The organism is Streptomyces sp. NBC_01450, assembly GCF_036227505.1.
Lineage (GTDB): Bacteria > Actinomycetota > Actinomycetes > Streptomycetales > Streptomycetaceae > Streptomyces.
Genome location: NZ_CP109480.1, coordinates 4765944 through 4788997, shown reverse-complemented (window position 1 = coordinate 4788997; position 23054 = coordinate 4765944). Strand labels below are relative to the sequence as shown.

Here is a 23054-nt window from a genome sequence, read left to right as displayed (position 1 = left end):
CCTCCGGGGTGCCGATCACTCTCGGCGTACGCTTTGCCGTTTTCGGTGTATTTCTTCCGTTTTCTCAGTGACGCCGCGCACTTTGGGTCACTGGTCGTGCATGCATTCCGGGGTGAGGGGCAGGCGCTCCCGGTCCCCGAGAGTGACACGCGTGTGACGCGCGGGCACTCAGGGGCACGGAACAGGAACGGAAGGCAACACCGACCATGGCCGGACACCAGGCGCACCAGGCTCAGCAGCAGGAACAACAGACCATTCACGCGGGCGGAGAGTGGCGGGAGGCCGTCTCCCGTGCCACCCGTGAGATTCTCGATCCCGCGGATGCCAAGCCGTTCGCCGTGGTCGCGGAGGGTGACGGGCGCGACGCGGACGCGGCCGTCGCCGCCGCCCGCCTCGCTTTCGACACGGGGGAGTGGCCCCGTACCCCCGTCGCCGAGCGTGCCGCGCTGCTGCGCCGCGTCGCCGACCTCCTCGTCCGCGACCGCGAGGAGCTGGGACTCCTGGAGAGCCGCGACGCGGGCAAGACCCTCGAAGAGGGACGGGTCGACATCGACTGTGTCGCGGACGCCTTCCGGTACTTCGCCGACCTCGTCGTCGGGGAAGGCGGCGGGCGGGTCGTCGACGCCGGGTCCGACGACATCCACAGCGTCGTCGTGCACGAGCCCGTCGGTGTCTGCGCGCTGATCACCCCCTGGAACTATCCACTCCTGCAGGCCAGTTGGAAGATCGCGCCGGCCCTCGCCGCCGGGAACACCTTCGTGGTCAAGCCGAGCGAGATCACCCCGCTGACGACGGTCGCGCTGATACGGCTGCTCGCCGAGGCCGGGCTTCCCACCGGGGTGGCCAACCTGGTGACCGGCCCGGGGCACACGGTCGGCGCCCGCCTCGCCGAGCACCCCGACGTCGACCTCGTCTCCTTCACCGGCGGCCTGGTCAGCGGTACCAAGGTGGCGCGGGCCGCCGCGGAGAGCGTCAAGAAGGTCGCCCTGGAACTCGGCGGCAAGAACCCCAACGTCGTCTTCGCCGACGCCTGCGCCACGGACGAGGACTTCGACACCGCCGTCGACCAGGCCCTCAACGCCGCCTTCATCCACAGCGGCCAGGTCTGCTCGGCCGGATCGCGGCTCATCGTCGAGGAGTCCGTGCGCGAGCGCTTCGTCGCCGAACTCGCCCGCAGGGCGAGCGGGATCAGGCTCGGCCGCGGCACCGAGGACGGCGTCGAGTGCGGCCCCCTCGTGTCGGCGGGGCAGCGCGAGAAGACCGAGGCGTACGTCGCCTCCGCGCTCGCGGAGGGCGCGGTGCTGCGCGCGGGCGGCCGGCGCCCCGAGCCGTCCGCCGAACGGCCCGCCACCGGGTACTTCTACGAGCCGACCGTGCTCGACCAGTGCCACCGGGAGATGAAGGTGGTCCGCGAGGAGGTCTTCGGGCCCGTCCTGACCGTGGAGACCTTCCGCACGGAGGACGAGGCCGTCGCGCTCGCCAACGACACCGAGTACGGGCTCGCGGGCGCCGTCTGGACCACCGACGCGGGCCGCGCCCGCCGCGTCGCCGGCCGACTGCGGCACGGCACCGTCTGGATCAACGACTTCCATCCCTATCTCCCGCAGGCGGAGTGGGGCGGCTTCGGGAAGAGCGGCGTGGGGCGCGAACTGGGCCCGGCGGGCCTCGCCGAGTACCGCGAGACCAAGCACGTCTACCAGAACCTGGCGCCGAAGCCGGTCCGCTGGTTCGCGGGCTGACCCACCCTCCTTCGACCCCCTGGAGTAGTACCCCCATGTCCCAGACCCCCCATGAGTACGACTACGTCGTCATCGGCGGCGGCACCGCAGGGTCCGTCATCGCCTCCCGTCTCACCGAGAACGCCGACGTCACGGTCGCCGTCATCGAGGGCGGCCCCAGTGACGTCGGCCGCGAGGACGTCCTCACCCTGCGCCGCTGGATGGGCCTGCTCGGCGGCGAGCTGGACTACGACTACCCGACCACCGTGCAGCCGCGCGGCAACTCGCACATCCGGCACAGCCGGGCCCGCGTCCTCGGCGGCTGTTCGTCGCACAACACGCTGATCGCGTTCAAGCCGCTGCCGTCCGACTGGGACGAGTGGGAGGCGGCGGGCGCCAAGGGCTGGGGCGCGGTGCCGATGGAGGCGTACTTCGCGCGGCTCCTCAACAACATCGTCCCGGTGGACGAGAAGGACCGCAACGCCATCGCCCGCGACTTCGTCGAAGCCGCGCAGGGCGCGCTGGGGGTGCCCCGCGTCGAGGGCTTCAACAAGAAGCCCTTCGACGAGGGCACCGGCTTCTTCGACCTCGCCTACCATCCCGAGAACAACAAACGCTCCAGCGCGTCGGTCGCGTATCTGCACCCGGTGATGGACGAACGGCCCAACCTCACGCTGCTGCTGGAGACCTGGGCGTACCGGCTGGAGCTGGAGGGGGCGCGCGCCACGGGCGTGCACGTCCGCGCCAAGGACGGCACGGAGAGCCTCGTACGGGCCCGGCGCGAGGTCCTGCTGTGCGCGGGCGCGGTCGACTCGCCGCGGCTGCTGCTGCACTCCGGGATCGGGCCCGCCCGTGACCTGGCGGAGCTCGGCATACCCGTCGCCCTCGACCTGCCCGGCGTCGGCGAGAACCTGCTCGACCACCCCGAGTCGGTCATCGTCTGGGAGACCAACGGGCCGATCCCGGAGAACTCGGCGATGGACTCCGACGCGGGCCTGTTCGTGCGCCGGGACCCCGAACACGCGGGCCCCGACCTGATGTTCCACTTCTATCAGATCCCGTTCACGGACAACCCGGAGCGGCTGGGCTACGAGCGTCCGGCGCACGGCGTCTCCATGACCCCCAACATCCCCAAGCCGCGCAGCCGCGGCCGCCTCTACCTGACCAGCTCCGATCCCTCCGTCAAGCCCGCCCTCGACTTCCGCTACTTCACGGACGAGGACGACTACGACGGCCGCACCCTCGTCGACGGCATCCGCATCGCCCGCCGCATCGCCCGCACCGAACCGCTCGCCGGCTGGCTCAAGCGCGAGGTGTGCCCCGGCCCCGAGGTCACCGACGACGAGGAGCTGAGCGCGTACGCCCGTCAGGTCGCGCACACCGTGTACCACCCGGCGGGCACCTGCCGTATGGGCGCCACGGACGATCAACTGGCGGTCGTCGACCCCGAGTTGAGGGTGCGCGGCCTCGACGGTCTGCGGATCGCCGACGCGTCCGTCTTCCCGACGATGCCCGCCGTGAACCCGATGATCGGGGTGCTCATGGTCGGGGAGAAATGCGCCGAGCTGATCGGGGGCGGTGCGTGATGGGTACTGATTCCGTCTTCTCCGTCGACGGCCTGTGGAAGGTGTTCGGACCGAAGGCCGAGCGCGTCCCCGCCGACCCCGAACTCGCCGCCCTCACCCCCGCCGAACTCCGCTCCCGCACCGGCTGCACGGCCGCCGTCCGGGACGTGAGCTTCGACGTCCGCAAGGGCGAGGTCTTCGTCGTCATGGGGCTGTCCGGCTCCGGCAAGTCCACGCTGGTCCGCTGCCTCACCCGGCTGATCGAGCCGACCGCGGGCGCGATCGTCATCGACGGCGAGGACGTACGCGCCATGGACAAGAACCGGCTGCGGGAACTGCGCCGCCACCGCGCAGCGATGGTCTTCCAGCACTTCGGCCTGCTCCCGCACCGCTCGGTGCTCGACAACGTGGCGTACGGCCTGGAGATCCAGGGCGTCGGCAAGGCGGAGCGCCGCGAGAAGGCCGCCGAGGTCGTCGCCAAGGTCGGCCTGGAGGGCATGGAACAGCGCAGGCCCGGCCAGCTGTCCGGTGGCCAGCAGCAGCGCGTCGGACTCGCCCGCGCGCTCGCCGTCGACCCCGAAGTCCTGCTGTTCGACGAGCCGTTCAGCGCGCTCGACCCGCTGATCCGGCGCGACATGCAGGAAGAGGTCATCCGGCTGCACCGCGACGAGGGCCGCACGATGGTCTTCATCACGCACGACCTCACCGAGGCGCTGCGTCTTGGCGACCGCATCGCGCTCATGCGCGACGGCGGCGTCGTCCAACTGGGCACCCCGGAGGAGATCGTCGGCTCGCCCGCCGACGACTACGTCCGCGAGTTCGTCCGGGACGTACCGCGCGAACAGGTCATGACCGTCCGTACGGCCATGCGGGCCGCGTCCGCCGGGGAGGCCGGCCGGGGCCCGGCGCTCGCACCCGACGCGACCGTCTCCGAGGCCATCGAGGCGGTGGCCCGCTCGGGCGACCCCGCCCGCGTGATGGACCAGGGACGCTGCGTCGGCGTCGTGGACTCCGCGGCGCTGCTCGGCGTGGTGGCCGGCGCGGACACACCCGCCGGAGCGCACACACCCGCCGGAGCGGACACGACAGCCGCCGGGGCGCCGGACGGCCCCCGTGGGGAGGCCGCCTGATGGCCACCGTCACCGCGACCGTCGGTCACTCCGGCGTCGCCGCGCTGCTCAAGAACCTCGGCAGACACCGGACCGTCGGCAAGCTGCTGCTGCTCGCCGTCGCGGCGGCCGTGATCGTCCCGGTCCTCGACTCCCACTGGGCGAGCGGCACCTGGCCGGGCGCCCTCACCGTCGACCTCTCCGCACCCCTCGGCCGAGCCAGCGAGTGGATCATCGACAACCGGGACAGCCACCCCCTGTTCCTGTACTTCTTCGGGTACGTCAGCAACGCCGTCGTCCTCTCCGTGCGCGCCGTCTACGTGGTGCTGCTCGCGGCGGGCTGGGCCGGGGTGACGGCCCTCGCGGCACTCGTCGCCTGGCGCACGGCGGGCGTACGGCTCGCGCTCGGCACGGCCGCCGCGTTCCTCGCCTGCGGACTGCTCGGCATGTGGGTGCCGACCATGCAGACCCTCGCGCTCATGGTGGTCGCCGTCCTCGCGTCCGTCCTGCTGGGCACGCTGCTCGGCCTCGCCGCCGGGCTGTCCGACCGCACCTACCGCGCGCTGCGTCCCGTCCTCGACACCATGCAGGTGCTGCCGGCGTTCGCGTACCTCCTGCCCGTCGTCCTCGTCTTCGGCATCGGCGTGCCCGCCGCCGTCCTCGCCACCGTCGTGTACGCCGCCCCGCCCATGGCCCGTCTCACCGCGCTCGGCCTGCGCGACGCCGACGCCGGGGTGATGGAGGCCGTCACCTCGCTCGGCGCCACCGCCCGCCAGCGCCTGCTGACCGCCCGCCTCCCGCTGGCCCGCAAGGAACTCCTCCTCGGCCTCAACCAGACGATCATGATGACCCTGTCCATGGCGGTCATCGCCTCCGTGATCGGCGCGGGCGGCCTCGGTGACCGCGTCTACCAGGCCCTGGCCTCCGTCGACGTGGGCGCCGCCCTCGCCGCCGGTATCCCGATCGTGCTGCTCGCGGTCGTCCTGGACCGGGTCACGGGCGCGGCAGGGGAGCGCCTGGGCTCGGACTCCGGGGCGACGGCACCGCGCCGCTGGGTGTACGCCGCCGCCGCGGCCCTCGTCGTGGCGCTGGCCGGACGCCTCACCGGCCGTCTCGACTGGCCCGTCTCCTGGACCCTCCACATCGCCGAGCCCGTGAACCGCGTCGTCGACTGGATGACCAACCACCTCTACTCCGGCGTCCCCTACATCGACGGCACCGCCGACTGGGCGGGCCACTTCACCACCTGGGTCCTGGACCCCGTCCGGGACGGCCTCCAGTGGCTGCCCTGGTGGTCGGTCCTGCTGATCGTCGCCGCCCTCGCCTGGCTGATCGGCACCTGGCGCACCGCCCTCACCGCGGTCCTCGCGATGGCCGCGATCGGGGTGCTCGGCGTGTGGAAGCCGTCCCTGGACACGCTGTCGCAGGTCCTCGCCGCGGTCGCCGTGACCCTCGTGCTCGGCTTCGCGACCGGCATCGCGGCGGCGCGCAGCGAGCGCGTCGAGCGGCTGCTGCGGCCGGTGCTTGACGTCTTCCAGACGATGCCGCAGTTCGTCTACCTGATCCCGGTGGTGGCGCTGTTCGGCGTGGGCCGCGCGCCCGCCGTGGCCGCCGCGGTCGTCTACGCGCTGCCCGCCGTCGTCCGCATCACCACCCAGGGCCTGCGCGCCGTCGACCCGGCCGCGCTGGAGGCGGCCCGCTCGCTCGGCGCCACCGGCGCCCAGCAACTGCGCCAGGTCCAGCTGCCGCTGGCCCGCCGGTCGCTGCTCCTCGCCGTGAACCAGGGCGTCGTGCTCGTCCTCGCCGTCGTCATCATCGGCGGTCTGGTCGGCGGTGGCGCGCTCGGGTACGACGTCGTGTTCGGCCTCGCGCAGGGCGACCTGGCGACCGGTCTCGTGGCCGGCGCGGCGATCGTCTGTCTCGGCCTGATGCTCGACCGGGTGACCCAGCCGACCGCACGGACCACGAAGAAGGGAGCGTGACATGCGCCTTCGTACGACTTCGGTGATGGCCGGTGCGGCCGCGCTGCTGACGCTGACCGGCTGCGGCGCCGTCGACATGACCAAGCAGGCCTCGCCCTTCGCGAACGCGCGGGGCGCGAAGAGCCTGACCCTCTCCGTCCAGTCCTGGGTGGGCGCGCAGGCCAATGTGGCCGTCGCGCAGTACCTGCTGGAGCACGAGCTCGGCTATCGCGTCGACACCGTCCAGGTCGACGAGGTCCCCGCGTGGGACGCGCTCAGCCAGGGCCGGGTCGACGCCATCCTGGAGGACTGGGGCCACCCCGATCAGGAGAAGCGGTACGTCGAGGACAAGAAGACCATCGCCCCCGGCGGGGACCTGGGTGTCACCGGGCACATCGGCTGGTACGTCCCGACGTACTTCGCCAAGCAGCACCCCGACGTGACCGACTGGAAGAACCTCGACAAGTACGCCGGCCTCATGCGCACCGCGGAGAGCGGCGGCAAGGGCCAGCTCATGGACGGCTCGCCCTCCTACGTCACCAACGACAAGGCCCTGGTGGCCAACCTGAAGCTGAACTACCAGGTGGTGTTCGCCGGTTCGGAGGCCGCGCAGATCACCCAGATGAAGCAGTTCGCCAAGGAGAAGAAGCCCTTCCTCACCTACTGGTACTCGCCCCAGTGGCTCTTCAAGAAGGTCCCCATGACGGAGGTGAAGCTGCCCGCGTACAAGGAGGGCTGCGACGCCGACGCGGCCAAGGTCGCCTGCGCCTACCCGCACACACCGCTCCAGAAGTACCTGAACGCCGACTTCGCGAGGAGCGGCGGCAAGGCGGCCGCCTTCCTGAAGAAGTTCCAGTGGACCACCGAGGACCAGAACGAGGTCTCCCTGATGATCGCGAACGACAAGCTGTCGGCGCAGGAGGCGGCGAAGAAGTGGGTCGACAGCCACGCGTCGACATGGCACGCGTGGCTGCCGTGACCCCGGCCTCAGCGGGCGTTCGTGGTGTCGGCGTGCTCCGTCAGTGGTGCTGGCCCGCCTGGTAGTGGCCCGGGACCATACGGGTGCTCACGCCGAACCGGTTCCAGGCGTTGATCACCGTGATCGCGGCGATCAGCTGGGCCAGCTCGGCGTCCTCGAAGTGCTGCGCCGCCTTCGCGTACACCTCGTCCGGTACGAAGCCGTCGGTGAGGACGGTGATGGCCTCGGTCAGCTCGATCGCCGCCAGCTCCTTGGCCGTGTAGAAGTGCTTCGACTCCTCCCACGCGCTGAGCTGGATGATCCGCTCCAGGCTCTCCCCGGCCGCCAGCGCGTCCTTGGTGTGCATGTCGAGGCAGAACGCGCAGTGGTTGAGCTGCGAGGTACGGATCTTTACCAGCTCGCGCAGTTTCGGGTCGAGTCCCTGCTGGGCGGCCATGTCCAGCCGGACCATGGCCTTGTAGACGTCGGGAGCGTGCTTGGCCCAGTTCAGGCGGGGGCTGTGCTCGGGGGCGTACGCGGCGCTGGTGGGGGTCGTGGCGGTGGTGGTGTCGTTCGTCGTCATGCTCTCGACTCTATGAGCGAAGCAGCCCAGGAGTATGGTCCATTTACATGGCGAAATCCTGGGCCACTTTCGGAGTCGATCTCCACGTCGAGCCGACCGGACCCGGCGTCCGCAGAGGTCTGACGGAAGCCCTCCGCGAGGCGGTCCGCAGCGGCCGTCTCGCCTCCGGCACCCGGCTGCCCTCGTCCCGCTCGCTCGCCGCCGACCTGGGCATCGCCCGCAATACGGTCGCGGAGGCGTACGCGGACCTGGTGGCGGAGGGCTGGCTCACCGCCCGCCAGGGCTCGGGCACGAGCGTCGCACCGGGGGTACCTCCCACGCCTTTCGGGCAGTGGGGGAGCCCGGTGCCGGCGCCCGCCGCCACCTCGGCCCCCGGCCGCCCGGCCCGCGCCCGCCCGGCGTACGACCTGGTCCCCGGCACCCCCGACCTGTCCTCCTTTCCCCGCGCGGCCTGGCTGAAGGCCTCCCGTCGCGCGCTGACCGTCGCCCCGTCCGAGGCCCTCGACTACGGCGACCCGCGCGGCCGGGTGGAACTGCGCACCGCGCTCGCCGGCTATCTGGCCCGCGCCCGGGGCGTCCGCACGGACCCGGAGCACATCGTCATCTGCTCGGGCTTCGTGCACGGCCTGATGCTGCTCGGCCAGGTACTGCGCGGGCGGGGACTGACCTCGCTGGCCGTGGAGTCGTACGGGCTCGACGTCCACTGGCGGCTGCTGGAGGCGGCCGGGCTGCGGACGGTGCCGCTCGGATTCGACGAACTGGGTACGCGTACGGAGGAGTTGGCCGCCGGTGCGCAGGGTGGAGGCGCACTGGGAGGCGTACGGGCGGTGCTGATGACGCCCGCGCACCAGTTCCCGATGGGCGCGTCGCTGCACCCCGACCGGCGGGCGCAGGTGGTGGACTGGGCGCGGCGCGGCGACGGTCTGATCCTGGAGGACGACTACGACGGGGAGTTCCGCTACGACCGCCAGCCGGTCGGCGCCCTCCAGGGGCTCGACCCCGAGCACGTGGTCCATGTGGGTACGGCCAGCAAGTCCCTGGCGCCGGGCCTGCGGCTGGGCTGGCTGGTGCTGCCGCCGTCGCTCGCCCCGGAGGTCGTCGCGGCGAAGGGCGGGGTGGACTGGGCGTGCGGGGTGCTGGACCAGCTCACCCTGGCGGAGTTCATCACGTCGGGCGCCTACGACCGCCATGTCCGCGCGTCCCGGCTGCGCTACCGGCGCCGCAGGGACGCCCTGGTGGCACGGCTCACCGAACGGGCCCCCGGGGTCAGCGCCACCGGCATCGCGGCGGGCCTGCACGTGGTGCTGCGCCTGCCGCCCGGAACCGAGCAGGCGACGCTGCGGGCGGCGGCCTGGCATGGGCTCGCGGTGCACGGCCTCGACCGCTACCGCCACCCGGAGTCGACCGCCGAGCGGTCCGACGCGCTGGTGGTGGGGTACGGCACGCCGCCGGACCACGGGTGGTCGGGGGCGCTGGACGCATTGTGCGCGGCACTGCCTTTCAACGGTACTTTCCACAATGAGGGAGGCGGCGGTCTTTCTCATGGAATAGAGTTGCCTCATGAGTAATACTGAAGCCCTGTCCCGTGCGGCCCTGAAGAAGATTACCCCCGAGGTTTCCGGTGCCATGGGCGCCCTGCACGGTGCCGCCGTTTCCGCGGCCCAGGACGCCAAGGTCGAACCGGAACTCCTGGAGCTGATCAGGATTCGCGCCTCGCAGCTCAACGGCTGCGCGTTCTGCCTCGACATGCACACCAAGGACGCCCGCGCCGGGGGCGAGACCGAGCAGCGGATCTACGCGCTGAGCGCCTGGCGGGAGACCCCGTTCTTCACCGGACGGGAGCGTGCCGCACTGGCGTTGACCGAGGCCGTGACGCTGGTCCACGACGGACACGTGCCGGACGAGGTCTATGCCGCGGCGGCGGAGGTCTTCGACGAGGCGCAGCTCGCGGCGCTGATCTGGGCGGCCACCGTCATCAACGCGTACAACCGGATCGCGATCGCGACCCGTATGGTTCCGGGCGCCTATCAGCCCGTCCAGAAGAAAAGCTGAATTCGGGCACGAGAAGCAGCGCCGGGTCGAATTCAATTCGGCCCGGCGCTTTTTGTTCCGGTGATCCCGTCCGGAATCCGGTCGACTCCTGAATTCAGTCGACCGGCAGCGGCTCCATGATGTCGTCCAGCCAATTCCGCCATTCCGGGGCGCGCACCGCCGGCGCCGGACTCATCGGCCGCGCCGTCCAGGCCGTCACCGGCCGGATCCCGTGCAGCGCGTTGACCAGCCACACCTCACGGCCGTCGAGCTCGGCCACGGTCCGCTCGCGGTGGGCGACACGGATCCCGGACCGGTGGGCCCGCTCCTGGATGAGGCCGGCCGTCACCCCGGCGAGGACGGGCAGCCGCGGCGAGGGCAGGCACAGGGTGTCGTCCTCCCACCACAGCAGGCTGGCCGTGGCCGCCTCCAGCACCACACCGGAGGACGCGATCAGCACCGCCTCCTCCGCGCCCTCCCCGGCCGCCCGCCGCCGCACCCGGGCGAGGGTGTCCAGGTCGGGCCCCTTGCGGCGGGGGACGCTCCGTGGATCGCTCTGCCCCGCCGCCCAGACCCGAACGCCCGCGCCGAGCGGCGGCGCGTGCCGCAGCAGCAGCCGCAACTCCATGGAGCCGGAGGCGAGTTCGACCCGGGGGAACCACTCGCCGGTGCGCGGCAGCGCGGCGGTCATGTCCCGCCAGAACGCGACGAGCCGCTCCAGCGGTGGCCCGCCGCAGTCGCCGCAGGCCCGCAGGAAGCGCTCCCGGTGCCGGTCGAGGCCGCGCATCCGGCCGTCGCGCAGCAGCCACGAGTCCGCGACGAGCAGCCGCCCGCCCGGCCACGCGCCCGGGGCCGGACCGGAGGCCAGCCCACGGCCGGGCGCCCACGCCAACAGCTCCTCCACGACAGCCGGTTGTGTCACTGCCTTCCCCTCTCGCTCTCAGTACTTGCGGCCCGCGACAGCGGGCGAACCGTTGCGCGGCCCGTACGGCGCGTGCTCCAGCCAGGAACCGCACCACGGCAGCACGGGCGCGAGCGCCGCGGCCGCCCGCTGCTTGACCCGGACGATCCGGCGGTGCGGCCGCAGATGGTCCAGCGCGTTGCCGGCGGCCGCGCTGTTGAACAGGGCCGCCGCCCGCCGGACCTCGGCGAAATCGGCGACGGCGTCCACCGTCCCGTCGGCGATCGCCCGCGCGGCCGCCGCGGCGTCCGCGATCCCGCTGTTCATCCCGCGCGCGCCGAACGGCGGGAACAGGTGGGCGGCCTCGCCGACGAGCAGCACCCGCCGGTGCGGGTCGCTGAACGAGGCGGCGACCTTGCGCAGGAAGCGGTACGTCGACACCCACAGGATCCGCTCGGCGTACCCGTCGCCCACCACCGCGGGCAGCCATTCCCGTACGGCCTCCTCGGTCCCGTACGCGTCCTGCGCGTCGTCGTCCCGGCACTGCAGGTCGACCTGGAAGCCCCCGGTGAACGGCACCCGCATCACACTGCGGCCGCCCACCCCCGGATGCTCGTAGTGGAAGACCCGCTCCAACGGCAGCTCGGCGCCCGGCACATCGGCGACGTCCACGACGACGTGGAAGCCGTCCGCGCGCGTCCCCTCCATCGGGATGCCCAGCTCGCCCCGGACCACCGAGCGCGCCCCGTCCGCGGCGACGGCGTGGGTACCGGTCCAGACCCGGCCGTCCGCACCGGTGAGCACGACCTCCGACGACGAGACGCGCACCCCCGCCACCCGCGCCCCCCACACGAAGTCCACCCCGGCTTCCTCGCACGCGGCGCGCAGGAAGCGCTCGGTGTCCACCTGGCGCAGGCTGGTGAAGGGCGGAAGGCCGGGCGTGGACGGCGGCGGGAAGGTGCGGGCGTACACCTCGCGGCCCCGGTACAGGGTCCGTCTGGTGTGCCAGGTGCGCCCGTACGCCGTGATCTCGGCGGCCAGCCCCGGGCGCATCCCGTCGAGCAGCCGCAGGGTCTCCCGGTGCACGAACAGGGCGCGGCTGCCCGGGCGTTCACGCTCCTCGGGGTCCGCCTCCAGGAGCACGACCGGCAGCCCGTGCGCCCGCAGCCCGAGCGCCGCCGACATGCCCACGGGCCCGGCACCCACCACGAGGACCGGACGGCCGGGGGCGCCGCTCACGTACGCGCGCCCTGGGCCAGCATGCGGGTGATCTCCACCCGCTTCACCTTCCAGGTCGCGGTCATCGGCAGCTCCTCGAAGCGCCACTGCCGGGGCTCGGCCAGGGGCGGCAGATCGGCCGTGGCCTCCCGCCAGCGCGCCGGGTCCAGCGGCTGTTCGCCGCGCACGCACACCACCGGCACCGGTTCGCGGTCGGCGCCGGGCACGATGACCACCTCGCGCAGCTCCTCCAGCCGGTCCATCAGCGCGTCCTCGACCTCCAGATTGCTGTGCACCGAGTCGATCCGATCGATCTCACGGTCGATCAGATACAGCCCGCCCAGCCGGCTCTGGTACCCCATGTCGCCCATCTGCCACCAGCCGTCGCCGTCGAGCTGGCGCTGGTACTGCTCCCGGGCACCGAGGTAGGTGAGGATCCGGCCCCGGGTGCGGGCCTCGATACGGCCGGGCGTGCCGGGCCTGGCCCGCCCGCCGGAGTCGTCCGTGACCCGGATCCGGGTGAAGCCGGGGATCCCGGTACCGACCCGGCGTCCGTCCGCGCGGGCGGCACTGCGCCGGGTGAACCACTGGAACGCCACCGGGCCCGTCTCGCTCTGCCCGTACAGCTGGATCAGCCAGGGCGCGCGCCGCTTCGAGGCGCCCAGCAGCCGCCGTACGGTGCGCGGATGGATCGCGTCGAACGTGGAGCCGTACGAGCGGACCCGCGACAGCGGCGCTCCGGGCGCGTCGGCCAGCTCCTCCCACAGCACGAAAGTGTTGGGGTGGGTCTCGACGATGCCGGGGCGGTGCCGGGTCAGCAGCGGTCCCACCGTGGCCGGGTCCGGGTCGGTGATGAGCACGAGCGGGCTGCCGAAGTGCAGCAGGACGCCGAGCAGATGGTAGAAGCGCGAGTGCACGAACGACATGTGCAGCGCGGCGGTCTCGCCACGGGTGGGCCAGCCCATCGCCTTCTGCGGGACGAGCCGGTTCCACATGGTGTTCGCGCAGTGCACGGCGAGCTTGGGCAGACCGGTGGTGCCCGAACTGTGGGTGATCAGGGCGGGCTCGCGCGGATGCAGCCGGACGGGAGAGGGGGTGTCCGCCCCGGCGTACTTCTCCAGGGGTTCGGCCCCCGGCGCGTCGTCCACGGTGAGCGTGCGGCGTACGAGGGTGGAGACGTCGACGTCCTCCAGCGGGCCTTCCAGCTTGGCTCTGTCGGTGATCAGCCACGGTCGGTGGAGCCGTTCGAGAAGCCGGCCCACCACCGGACCGGCCAGCGCGGGGGACAGAAGGACGGGCACGGCCCCGATGCGGGAGACGGCGCAGGTCAGCAGGACGATGTCGACGTTGTCCGTCTTGTGGACGACCACCTCCTCCGAGGGCCGGACTCCGGCCTCCCACAGCCGTCCGGAGAGCTCCTCGACCACCTCGGCCAGTACCGAGTAGCTGAGGTCGACCCCAAGACCCGGGTTCACGTCCAGCGGCCGGTCCAGGGTCACGAAGACGGCTCCGTGGCGGTCCGCCGCGTGCCGGAACATCGGGCCCAGGTAGAAACCGCGGTCGGCGAGCAGGGGCTGCTGCTGTCGCATGTGCCCGTTCCCTTCTGTGGCTGTGGTTGTAGCTGTGGACATGGCCGTAGCTGCGGTTGTGGCCGTGGTCACCAGGCGCCCTGACGGACGAGGTGGCGGCGGAGCTTTCCGGTCGCGGTGCGGGGCAGTGACGGGACGAAGCTGATGACTCTGGGGACCTTGAACGCGGCGAGGTGCTCGCGCGCCAGGCCCACGAGTTCGGTCTCCAGACCGGACGGACCGGACAACCCCGAGAGGCCGGGCGGCAGGGGCGAGACGGGGACGACGAACGCCCGCAGCCGGCTGAAGCCGCGCCAGTCGGTCATGGCCGCGACCGCGACCTCCTTCACCGCCGGATGGGCCCGCAGTACGGCCTCCACCTCCAGCGGGGAGATGGTGATCCCGCCGACCATCTCCAGATCGTCGGTGCGTCCCAGGTGCCGGTAGCTGCCGTCCTCCTCGCGGCGCGCCCGGTCGTGGGTGGCCAGCCAGCCGCCGACCAGGGTGCGTTCCGTCTCCTCGGGCCGGTTCAGATAGCCGGGCGTCAGCGTCGGCCCGCGCACCCAGAGTTCGCCCTCCGCGCCGTCCTCCACCGGCACGCCGGCGCCGTCGCGCAGTTCCACCTCGAAGCCGGGGACCGGACGGCCCACCGTGCCCGGGTGGTTGTGCTCGAGGCTGTTGGCGCAGAACGCGTGACCGGCCTCGGTGGAGCCGATCTGCTCCAGGACCGGCGCGCCCAGCAGATCGGTGACCTGCTTCCCCAGCCCCTCGGGCAGGCCCTCCCCGGCCGACACCGCGGCACGTACGGAGGCGAAGCAGGCCACGTGGCCGCTGCCCCGGTCGGCGACGAGGGCGGCGTACGCGGAGGGCACGGAGTAGAGCAGGGTGACCCGGTGCCGGGCGACCAACTCGTCCACCGCGGCCGGGTTCGGACGCCGGTCCACCAGGACGGCGGACGAGCCGGAGAAGAGCGGGAAGACGAAGGCGTTGCCGAAGCCGTACGCGAAGTACAACTTCGACACCGACAGGGTGACGTCGTCGGGAGTGATCTGCAGCAGCCGACGGCCGATGAGGTCGTGGTACGTCTTCGGGTCGCCGTGACAGTGCACGACGCCCTTGGGCCGGCCCGTGGTGCCGGAGGTGTACTGGACGTAGAGCGGGGTGTGCGCGTCGACCGGCTGGGCGGCGGCCGGCTCGGCCGCGGCGGTGAGCGCCATCAGCTGATCGGCGCCGAGACGCACGCGGTCGGTGAAGCGGTCCTCCAGGCCCGGCCCGGTCACGCAGAGCACGGCCTTGGCGTCCTCGGCCATGAACGCGTGGTCGGCCGGAGGCAGTTCGGGGTTGACCAGGACCGCGACGGCTCCCAGCCGGGCGGTGGCGAGGAAGGCCGCCACCCAGGCGATCGAGTCGGGCAGCGCGAGCAGCACCCGGTCGCCCGCCCCCACGCCGTGCGCGGCGAGCACACTGGCCGCACGGCCCGCGAGCTCGTGCACCTCGCCGTGCGTCCAGGCCCGGTGGCCCTGGTGGAAGGCGACCCGCTCACCCCAGCCGCGCCGCTCGGCGAGCGCGGCGAGATGGGTGGCGAGGTTGCCGGGGGTTTCGGCGTCCGCGTGGGTGCCGGTCGGCGACTGCGGAGTCGGCGTGGAGGTGGGGATCGTCACCGGGCGGGCTCCTCTACGGCGGCGCGGCGGGGGGTGTCCGCCCGACGGGCGCTCACCCCTGTCGGGGTGGCTTCCTGGTGCTCCCGCAGGGCTCGCATCTGCGCCGCCGTCTTCAGCAGCATCTCGTCGTACTCCGCGGCCGGATCGGAGTCGAGGACGATCGCGCCGCCCGCGCCCAGATGCATCAGCCCGTCCGCGAGTACGGCGGTACGGATGACGATGTTGAGGTCGGCGCCGCCGCTGCACCCCAGGTAGCCGAGGGCCCCGGAGTACACCCCGCGCGCCTCGGTCTCCAGCGTCTCGATGATCTCCATGGTGCGCAGCTTGGGCGCGCCGGTCATCGAGCCGCCGGGGAAGCAGGCGCGGACGCAGTCCACCGCTTCCGTGTCCGGGCGCAGCCGGCCCTCGACGGTGGAGACGAGCTGGTGCACGGTGGCGTAGGTCTCGGTGGCCATGAGCCGGGAGACGCGTACCGTCCCGGTCCGGCAGACCCGGCCCAGGTCGTTGCGGAGCAGATCGACGATCATCAGGTTCTCGGCGCGGGTCTTGGCGTCGGCGGCGAGCGCGTCCCTGAGGGCCGCGTCCTCCTGCGGGGTGGAGCCCCGGGGAGCGGTGCCCTTGATGGGCCGGGCCTCGGCGACGCCGCCCCGGGTGATCCGCAGGAAGCGTTCGGGGGAGGCGCTCGCCACGTCGAGGTCGCCGAACCGCAGGAAGGCCGCGTACGGCGCCGGGTTGACGCGGCGCAGCACCCGGTAGAAGTCGTACGCGTCGGGCGGCGCGGGCAGCCGGGCGGCGTTGGTCAGACAGATCTCGTAGCTGGTGCCCGCGTGGAGTTCCCGCGCGCAGGCCTCGATGTCCGCGAGGTAGGTGTCCCGGTCGCGGACGAGCCACGGCTCGGCGGCGCCGAGGTCCGGCTCGGCCGACACGGGCGCGGGCGGTAAGGGCTGCGGGTCGGCGCCGACGAAGGTGAGCTGGGCGAGCGCGCCGTCGAGCCAGTCGGTGGCCTCCCGGGTGGCCTGGGGGGTGTCCTCGGCCACGCAGACGGCGTAGGTGAAGCCCTCCTGGTGGTCCACCGCGATCAGCCGGTCGGCGAACAGCCAGCAGGCGTCCGGGGTTTCGGCCCGGTGGCGGTTGGGGGAGCCGCAGTCGGCCTTGGTCTCGTACCCGAAGTAGCCGACGTATCCGCCGGTGAAGTCGAAGGGCAGTCCGGTGGCGTCCACGTGGCGGTTCGCCAACTGCCGCTTGAGGTAGTCGAAGACGCTCGCCCGGACCTTGCGCGGCGGCCGCCCGGCCCGCTCGATCTCGCAGCGGCCGCTCGTGACGTCGTACCGGACGAACTCCGACAGCGGCCCGGAGTCGTCACCGAAGAACGAGAACCGTGACTGCCCCTCCTCGACCCGCGCGCTGTCCAGCCAGAACGCCCGCGGGGAGGCGGCGTACATCCGGGTGAAGGCGGCCTCCGCGTCGACGGCGGTGGCGATGCGGCGCGTGTGCAGCCGGTGGGCGGGGCGGACGGTCCGCGCGGGGCGGGAGGGTGGGGCCGGGGCGGGGAAGGCCGCCGCGGACGGGGTGACCGCGGTGTTCTTCGTACGGGTCTTACGGGCGCGGCGCGCCGTGAGGTTGCGGAAGTTCACGAGCATCCGGTGGCCGTACTCGGTGAGGACGGACTCCGGGTGGAACTGCACGCCCCACAGCGGCCGGGTGCGGTGCCGCAGCCCCATCAGGACGCCGTCCTCCGACCAGGCCGTGGCTTCCAGCGTCCCGGGCAGCGGCTCGTGCACGGACAGTGAGTGGTAGCGGACCGCGGTGAAGTGCTGCGGCAGCCCCTGGAACAGGTCCCGCTCGTCGTGCCGGATCCTCGACAGATGCCCGTGCCGGGGCTCCGGGGCGGGCAGCACCCGGCCCCGCTCCCCGAGCGCGATGCCCTGGTGGCCCAGGCAGACGCCGAGCACCGGGATCGTGGACTCCGCGAGCACTCTGGCGCTGATCCCGAAGTCACGGGATTCGGCCGGGTGCCCCGGTCCTGGCGACACCACCACATTGTCGAATTCCGAGAGATCCGGAATTCTTCCGTCTGTTCCGTCGGGGGCGGCGTCGTTGAGGACCACCACCGGCTCCTCGCCGTTGACCTCGGCGATCAGCTGGAACAGGTTGTACGTGTACGAGTCGTAATTGTCGATGAGCAGGGTCTTCACCCGCCCACCTCCCTTTGATCGTTCTCGGGCCTACGCGGTCCGTCTTTTGTGACGTCCGCGGAGTGCCTGGAGCGGTGGGTACAGCCATTTCTTGAAGAATCGCTGAAGTCGCGGCATGAGAATCCACGTGACGAGGGCCGTCACGCAGAGACACAGCAGCAGCGTACGGATCAGCGGATTGAGACCTCCGAGATACGGAATCACGAGCAGATTGAATAAGAGAACCGGCGGGAAGACCGCGCTCATATTCACGAACCAAAGCTTCCATTTCGCGGGCGGGAGCGGCGCGGCCGGCGGTTTCGGTGCGCCGGTCTGGGCGTCGAACCAGCTCTTGGAGCCCCGCACGCTGCGGCGCCCCGTCTCCCGGGCGAACGGGTCCGCGCGGGTGGCCCACTGCGCCCGGATGATCGAGTCTTCCCAGGCCAGGGCCGACCCCTCGCTGTCGAAGCGGTAGACCACATGCCACTCCGCCTCTCCGTCGGCAAGAACACCACCCCCTAGGAAGCCAGGTTCGCGCGAGCTCGCCCGCAGTACGGCCCACCCCCAGGAGTGGAAGTCGGTCTCGCGGCCCGGGATCACGTGATACGCCACGGTGACGGTTACGGGATTCCTGGTCACGCTACCGAGTACGGAAAGCGCATACAGCGCGTTCAAATATTCAACGAAGTTTTTCGAGTGTCCGGATCGTGACCGTTTGTTTACCTTTCAGTTATCTTGACATCTTCTGTCGATCGATACTCCTGGTAACTCTCCCGTAATTCTAGAAAGTGCTTGCGAGGTCCCTCGGTAAAGCTGCACGATCGCCATCCACCGCCGAGGTGTCCCCCCATCCGTCCCCAAGAAGGAGATCCCATGTCCAGGTACGACTGGAACGTGAACCACGAGGGAATCGAGCGGGCGCGTTCCGTGATCGAACCCGCCCGTAAAGAGGTCACCACGCACCCGATTTACCAGCGGATAAACAGCCGGGAGGACATGGCGACGTTCATGGCACACCATGTGTTCGCGGTATGGGACTTCATGTCACTCCTGAAGTCCCTCCAACGGGAACTGACCTGTGTCGACGTCCCCTGGGTGCCGCGCGGCACGGAGGTCAGCCGGCGCCTGATCAACGACATCGTCCTGGTCGAGGAGAGCGACGAGCTGAACGGCGGCTTCACCAGCCACTTCGAGCTGTATCGCGCGGGCATGACCGAGGCGGACGCCGACGTGACCAGGATCGACACCTTCCTCGCCCTGGTCACCGAGGGCCACGACGTGCCCTCGGCACTCCGCGTCGCCCAAGTCCCAGCCCCAGCGGTCGAGTTCGTCCGCACGACCTTCGAGATCATCGCGGACCGGCCGCTGCACTGTCGGGCCGCCGCGTTCGCCTTCTCCCGCGAGGACCTCATCCCCGACATGTTCGATCAGGTCATCAACAAGGAGGGCACCGACCGCTTCCCGCTCTTCTGCGACTACCTGGCCCGACATATCGAGGTCGACGGCGAGGAGCACACCCCCATGGCCATGCAGATGGTCGCCGACCTCTGCGGCACGGACGACACGCGCTGGCAGGAGGCGGTGGAGACAGCGACGCTGGCCCTCGAGGCGAGGGTCAGGCTGTGGGACGGGATCGTGGAGGCGATGGCCTGAGTTCGGGAGGGGTGCGCGGCCGAAACGGTCTCCAGGGAGGGGGCTGCGCCCGGCTTCTCCCGCCCGGGGTGCGGCAGAATCCCGCGTCGTGAAGATGACCGCGCGCGAGCTCAACCGAGCCACCCTCAGCCGCCAACTACTGCTGGAGCGGGAGCCGTTGTCCGTCCCCGACGGAGTGCGGCGCATCGTCGCGCTTCAGGCGCAGCAACCGGCCTCGCCGTATCTCGCACTCTGGAATCGTCTCTCCGGTTTCGACCCGGCCGAACTGGATGCCGCCTTCACCCGGCGCTCGGTGGTCAAGGCGACTTTGATGCGGATCACCCTGCACGCTGTGCACGCCGAGGACTACCAGATGTTCCGTGCGGCGATGCAACCGGTCCTGTACGGCTCTCGCCTCGGGTCCCGCTTCGCTGCGGGGAGGCGCACGCCGGCGGACGCGGAGGCGGTGATGGCGGAGCTGCTGGCCTTCGCCGCCCGCCCGCGGACCGCGGCCGAAATGAGTGCATGGGTCGAGGAGCGACTCGGCTCCGAGGAGAAGGACGGGGCGTGGTGGGGGCTCAAGGCGTACGCGCCGCTGCACCATGCCCCGACGGGCGCGCCGTGGTCGTTCGGTGTCAAAGCGTCCTTCGTCGCGGCCGGGACCGGGCCCGTGCCCACGGGGCGGCAGGTGGACCCGGAGGCGCTGCGGACCCTGATCCTGCGCTATCTCGCGGGGTTCGGGCCCGCGTCGGTGGCGGACGTCGGGCAGTTCGCCATGGTGCAGCGGGCACCTGTCCGTGCGGCGCTCCGCGCTCTGGACGGCGCCGTCGAGCAGCTCCAAGGGCCGGACGGCGTCACGCTGTACGACCTGCCAGGAGCCCTTCGGCCGCCCGCGGACACCCCCGCGCCGCCCCGGCTCATGGCGATGTGGGACAGCATTCTGCTGGCCTACGCCGACCGCAGCCGGGTGATACCCCCCGCCTACCGCTCCGTGGTGATCCGGAACAACGGCGACGTACTGCCCACCTTGCTGGTGGACGGCTACGTCGCCGGTGTGTGGCGGCCGGTGGACGGCGGCATCGAGGCCACCGCGTTCCGTCCCCTCCCGCCCGCTGTCTGGGACGGACTCGCCACCGAGGCCCGGTCCCTGACGACGCTGCTCGCAGAGCGCGAAGCGGCGGTCTACAGCCGCTACCACCACTGGTGGGCCAAGCTCCCCGAAGCCGAGGTGCGGCTGCTGCCGACGCTGCCGTGATCAGCGGTTCCGCCGCTCGGACTTCCCCAGGTTGTGCGTTGTGGGCCTTGCTCCGAAGAGGAGTATGGCTGGATGTGGCTGTTCCGGATGCCTGAGTCGGTCACTCCCGGGCTCAGCCCCGTCGCCCCGTCACCCCTCCTCCACCGGCGCCTCTCCGAACCGTGCCAGCGCCAACGCCCCCGCCACCGCGACCACGAATCCCAGCACGGCCAGCCAGGCCAGGCCCTCGCGCGTACGGTCGCCCAGCCAGATCACGCCCACGAGCGCCGGTCCGATGGTCTCGCCGATGACCAGCCCCGCCGTGGCCGTCGTCACCGAGCCGCGCTGCAGCGCCGAGGTCAGCAGGATGAACGCGGCTCCTCCGCCGATGAGCAACGCGTACGTCGCCGGATTGCGGACCAGCGGCCCGAGCGCCAGGTCGTCGATCAGCCGTACCGAGACCTCTACGACCCCGAACCCGAACCCGGCGCCCAGTCCGAGGACCAGCGCCCGCCCCCGCCCGGACATCCGCCCGCCCACCAGACCGAGCAGCAGCACCACCACGGCGGTCCCGAGCATCCAGTACTTGAGGGCCGTCGACCCGGCCTCGCCGCCCTCCGTGCCGGACGCCAGCCCGAGCATTCCGAGCCCCGCGCACACCACCCCCACCGCGGCCCACTCCATCCCGCTCAACCGCACGTGCAGCAGCCGCGCGGCGACCACCGCCGTCACCGCGAGGCTCGCCGCCAGCGCCGCCCCGACCGCGTAGATGGGGATGGAGCGAAGTGCCGCGATCTGCAGCAGGAAGCCCAGCCCGTCCAGCGCCAGGCCCGCGAGATACCGCCACTGCCGCAGCGCCCGCAGCAGCAGCGCCGCGTCCCCGCCCGAGCCGCCGCTGTCGGCCGCCGCCCGCGCGGCGATCGCCTGCAACACCGTCGCCGTACCGAAACAGACCGCCGCACCAAGTGCGCACACCATTCCAAAGAGCACGAAGTGACTGTAGGGGACGCCGAATCGAAGGGGGGCCTCACCCACCTTGCCCAATGGGTCTCTAATCTGATCGCTTGCGCCAAGCAATACGCACGGTCAGGACAACGGGGGACAGAAGATGGCAGACACACGACGGCAACTGCGCTCGGGCACGGTCGTACTCGGCGGCATGGGACTTCTCGCGGCGGCTCTCACCGCCTGCTCCTCGGACCCCGACAAGCGTTGCGTCGACCGCGACAGCTACACCTCGGCCAAGGGCTACAAGGTCGTCGCCGACAAGAACTGCAAGACCACCAAGACCTCGGTCGGCAGCGGCTGGTACTACGGCGGCAAGAAGAAGAGCGGCTGGGTCGACGGCGGTTCGTTCACCAAGGCGAGCAAGGGATCCGGCAGCAGCACCAGCGGCGGCAGCCATCACTCCGTCGACCGCGGCGGCTTCGGCAGCGGCAAGGGCAGCTCCGGCGGCTGAGCGTCCCCTACGTCACCACACCTGTAGGACGCGCCCCGCACCGATCGGACCCGTACGCCATGGAACGCCGCACCATCGAGCCCCGCCCCGGCTGGCAGCAGACCGTCGAGCACCAGGGCCTCATCTACCCGCTGACCCGCTACCCGGACGACTCCCTGCGCCCCTACTGGGACGAGAGCGCGTACTACGCCTTCTCGCTCCCGGAGGTGGAGGCGCTGGAGGAGGTCGTCGAGGAACTGCACCGCATGTGCCTGGCGGCGGCCGAGCACATCGTCAAGGAGAACCGTTTCGCCGACCTCGGCATCACCGACCCGCGCGTCGTGCGGGCGGTCGCCGAGGCCTGGCGGCGCCGCGACGAACTCCCCTCCGTCTACGGCCGGTTCGACCTGCGGTACGACGGCACGGGCCCCGCCAAGATGCTGGAGTACAACGCCGACACCCCGACCTCCCTCGTCGAGGCGGCGAGCCCCCAGTGGTTCTGGATGGAGGACCGTTTCCCCGGCGCCGACCAGTGGAACTCCCTCCACGAACGCCTCGTCGCCGCCTGGAAGAAGCAGGCCGCCCTCCTCCCACCGGGCAGCCCCCTCTACTTCGCGCACTCCGCCGCCGACGAACTCGGCGAGGACCTCATGACCGTCGCGTATCTGAAGGAGACGGCGGAGCAGGCGGGCCTCGACACCGACTGGATCTCGGTGGAGGAGATCGGCTGGGACCCCCTCTCCGGCCGCTTCGTCGACAACCAGCTCCGCTTCATCCGCAGCTGCTTCAAGCTCTACCCCTGGGAGTGGCTCACCACCGACCGCTTCGCCGACCACGTCCTGGACACCCTCGACAACGGCGGCGGTACGGGCACCACCCTGTGGATCGAGCCCGCCTGGAAGATGCTCCTCAGCAACAAGGCCCTCCTCGCCGTCCTCTGGGAGCTGTACCCGGGCCACCCCAACCTCCTCCCCGCCCACCTCGACGGCCCCCGGGAGCTGGCCGCCACCAAGGGGTACGTCGCCAAGCCCCTCCTCGGCCGGGAGGGCGCGGGGGTGACCGTGCACGCGCCGGGCGCCGCTCCCGTCGTACGCGAGGACGAGCCGTGCTGCTACCAGGAGCTGGCTCCGCTGCCGACGTTCGACGGCAACCACGTCGTCCTGGGCGCCTGGGTCGTGGACGACGAGTCGGCGGGGCTCGGCATCCGCGAGTCGTCCGGGCTGATCACCGACGAGTACGCCCGCTTCTTGCCCCACGTGATCTTCCCGGGACAGGTTTCCCACCCCACGTGATCCTCCAGGCG

19 protein-coding genes are annotated in these 23054 nt (G+C 71.6%); 11 read left to right on the top strand and 8 right to left on the bottom strand.

Annotated elements, in window-relative coordinates; genetic code table 11:
* Positions 1–206 precede the first annotated feature (206 nt).
* The 5 genes from OG568_RS21310 to OG568_RS21290 are packed head-to-tail and all read left to right on the top strand — an operon-like array spanning position 207 to position 7332.
* Positions 207–1739 carry an aldehyde dehydrogenase family protein gene (locus OG568_RS21310; protein WP_329532744.1) on the top strand — a complete coding sequence of 511 codons (1533 nt, stop codon included), beginning with the start codon at positions 207–209 and terminating at the stop codon, positions 1737–1739.
* A gap of 35 nt (positions 1740–1774) precedes the next feature.
* Positions 1775–3304 (top strand): GMC family oxidoreductase, encoded by a 1530-nt coding sequence (locus OG568_RS21305; RefSeq protein ID WP_329532743.1) that lies wholly within the window; start codon positions 1775–1777, stop codon positions 3302–3304.
* Entirely contained in the window at positions 3304–4413 is a 1110-nt protein-coding gene (locus OG568_RS21300) for a quaternary amine ABC transporter ATP-binding protein (RefSeq protein ID WP_329532742.1), read from the top strand. The genes OG568_RS21305 and OG568_RS21300 overlap by 1 nt, the downstream gene beginning before the upstream one ends.
* Positions 4413–6374, top strand: a complete 1962-nt coding sequence (locus OG568_RS21295) for an ABC transporter permease (RefSeq protein ID WP_329532741.1) — start codon at positions 4413–4415, stop codon at positions 6372–6374. The genes OG568_RS21300 and OG568_RS21295 overlap by 1 nt, the downstream gene beginning before the upstream one ends.
* Before the next feature lies 1 nt (position 6375).
* Positions 6376–7332, top strand: coding sequence for an ABC transporter substrate-binding protein (locus OG568_RS21290; RefSeq protein ID WP_329532740.1), 957 nt, complete (start codon positions 6376–6378; stop codon positions 7330–7332).
* Between the two features lie 40 nt (positions 7333–7372).
* Here the strand turns inward: OG568_RS21290 and OG568_RS21285 are convergent, their stop codons facing one another.
* Positions 7373–7894, bottom strand: coding sequence for a carboxymuconolactone decarboxylase family protein (locus tag OG568_RS21285; protein ID WP_329532739.1), 522 nt, complete (start codon positions 7892–7894; stop codon positions 7373–7375).
* Positions 7895–7941: 47 nt separating this feature from the next.
* Between OG568_RS21285 and pdxR the strand changes: the two genes are divergently transcribed.
* Both pdxR and OG568_RS21275 read left to right on the top strand, forming a co-directional pair.
* Positions 7942–9462, top strand: coding sequence for a MocR-like pyridoxine biosynthesis transcription factor PdxR (gene pdxR / locus OG568_RS21280; protein WP_329532738.1), 1521 nt, complete (start codon positions 7942–7944; stop codon positions 9460–9462).
* The gene (locus tag OG568_RS21275) at positions 9455–9946 is read left to right on the top strand and encodes a carboxymuconolactone decarboxylase family protein (RefSeq protein WP_329532737.1); all 492 of its coding nucleotides are present in this window, start codon (positions 9455–9457) and stop codon (positions 9944–9946) included. The genes pdxR and OG568_RS21275 overlap by 8 nt, the downstream gene beginning before the upstream one ends.
* 94 nt (positions 9947–10040) lie before the next feature.
* Here OG568_RS21275 and OG568_RS21270 read toward each other — a convergent pair whose 3' ends face one another.
* From OG568_RS21270 to OG568_RS21245, 6 genes are all read right to left on the bottom strand, one after another.
* On the bottom strand, positions 10041–10847 hold the full coding sequence (locus tag OG568_RS21270) for an aminotransferase class IV (protein ID WP_329532736.1): 807 nt from the start codon (positions 10845–10847) through the stop codon (positions 10041–10043).
* 18 nt (positions 10848–10865) lie between these two features.
* Positions 10866–12065, bottom strand: coding sequence for an FAD-dependent monooxygenase (locus tag OG568_RS21265; RefSeq protein WP_329532735.1), 1200 nt, complete (start codon positions 12063–12065; stop codon positions 10866–10868).
* Positions 12062–13633, bottom strand: a complete 1572-nt coding sequence (locus tag OG568_RS21260; protein ID WP_329532734.1) for a class I adenylate-forming enzyme family protein — start codon at positions 13631–13633, stop codon at positions 12062–12064. Before OG568_RS21260 ends, OG568_RS21265 begins: the two co-directional genes overlap by 4 nt.
* A 68-nt stretch (positions 13634–13701) precedes the next feature.
* Entirely contained in the window at positions 13702–15273 is a 1572-nt protein-coding gene (locus OG568_RS21255; protein ID WP_443077714.1) for an AMP-binding protein, read from the bottom strand.
* Positions 15270–17468 (bottom strand): aminodeoxychorismate synthase component I, encoded by a 2199-nt coding sequence (pabB, locus tag OG568_RS21250; protein WP_329532733.1) that lies wholly within the window; start codon positions 17466–17468, stop codon positions 15270–15272. The genes OG568_RS21255 and pabB overlap by 4 nt, the downstream gene beginning before the upstream one ends.
* Positions 17469–17498: 30 nt before the next feature.
* Entirely contained in the window at positions 17499–18113 is a 615-nt protein-coding gene (locus OG568_RS21245) for a hypothetical protein (protein ID WP_385065097.1), read from the bottom strand.
* A gap of 207 nt (positions 18114–18320) precedes the next feature.
* Here OG568_RS21245 and OG568_RS21240 point away from each other — a divergent pair, with 207 nt between their 5' ends.
* Positions 18321–19100 (top strand): DUF3050 domain-containing protein, encoded by a 780-nt coding sequence (locus OG568_RS21240; protein ID WP_329532732.1) that lies wholly within the window; start codon positions 18321–18323, stop codon positions 19098–19100.
* Positions 19101–19188: 88 nt separating this feature from the next.
* Entirely contained in the window at positions 19189–20334 is a 1146-nt protein-coding gene (locus OG568_RS21235; RefSeq protein WP_329532731.1) for a winged helix DNA-binding domain-containing protein, read from the top strand.
* Positions 20335–20463: 129 nt separating this feature from the next.
* On the opposite strand, the gene OG568_RS21230 is transcribed toward OG568_RS21235, so the two are convergent.
* Positions 20464–21291, bottom strand: coding sequence for a DMT family transporter (locus OG568_RS21230; RefSeq protein WP_329536407.1), 828 nt, complete (start codon positions 21289–21291; stop codon positions 20464–20466).
* 130 nt (positions 21292–21421) lie between these two features.
* Here OG568_RS21230 and OG568_RS21225 point away from each other — a divergent pair, with 130 nt between their 5' ends.
* Complete coding sequence (locus OG568_RS21225; protein ID WP_266436865.1) at positions 21422–21772, top strand: hypothetical protein; 351 nt, start codon at positions 21422–21424, stop codon at positions 21770–21772.
* A gap of 59 nt (positions 21773–21831) precedes the next feature.
* The gene (locus OG568_RS21220) at positions 21832–23043 is read left to right on the top strand and encodes a glutathionylspermidine synthase family protein (RefSeq protein WP_329532730.1); all 1212 of its coding nucleotides are present in this window, start codon (positions 21832–21834) and stop codon (positions 23041–23043) included.
* Positions 23044–23054: the final 11 nt, after the last annotated feature.

Bases quoted from the DNA above. Each gene is read 5' to 3' on its own strand.
- OG568_RS21305 (WP_329532743.1), top strand. From the start codon at position 1,775: ATGTCCCAGACCCCCCATGAGTACGACTACGTCGTCATCGGCGGCGGC.
- OG568_RS21295 (WP_329532741.1), top strand. From the start codon at position 4,413: ATGGCCACCGTCACCGCGACCGTCGGTCACTCCGGCGTCGCCGCGCTG.
- OG568_RS21285 (WP_329532739.1), bottom strand. From the start codon at position 7,894: ATGACGACGAACGACACCACCACCGCCACGACCCCCACCAGCGCCGCG.
- OG568_RS21240 (WP_329532732.1), top strand. From the start codon at position 18,321: ATGTCCAGGTACGACTGGAACGTGAACCACGAGGGAATCGAGCGGGCG.
- OG568_RS21260 (WP_329532734.1), bottom strand. From the start codon at position 13,633: ATGCGACAGCAGCAGCCCCTGCTCGCCGACCGCGGTTTCTACCTGGGC.
- OG568_RS21275 (WP_329532737.1), top strand. From the start codon at position 9,455: ATGAGTAATACTGAAGCCCTGTCCCGTGCGGCCCTGAAGAAGATTACC.
- OG568_RS21290 (WP_329532740.1), top strand. From the start codon at position 6,376: ATGCGCCTTCGTACGACTTCGGTGATGGCCGGTGCGGCCGCGCTGCTG.
- OG568_RS21230 (WP_329536407.1), bottom strand. From the start codon at position 21,291: ATGGTGTGCGCACTTGGTGCGGCGGTCTGTTTCGGTACGGCGACGGTG.
- OG568_RS21300 (WP_329532742.1), top strand. From the start codon at position 3,304: ATGGGTACTGATTCCGTCTTCTCCGTCGACGGCCTGTGGAAGGTGTTC.
- OG568_RS21225 (WP_266436865.1), top strand. From the start codon at position 21,422: ATGGCAGACACACGACGGCAACTGCGCTCGGGCACGGTCGTACTCGGC.
- pdxR (WP_329532738.1), top strand. From the start codon at position 7,942: ATGGCGAAATCCTGGGCCACTTTCGGAGTCGATCTCCACGTCGAGCCG.
- OG568_RS21220 (WP_329532730.1), top strand. From the start codon at position 21,832: ATGGAACGCCGCACCATCGAGCCCCGCCCCGGCTGGCAGCAGACCGTC.
- OG568_RS21310 (WP_329532744.1), top strand. From the start codon at position 207: ATGGCCGGACACCAGGCGCACCAGGCTCAGCAGCAGGAACAACAGACC.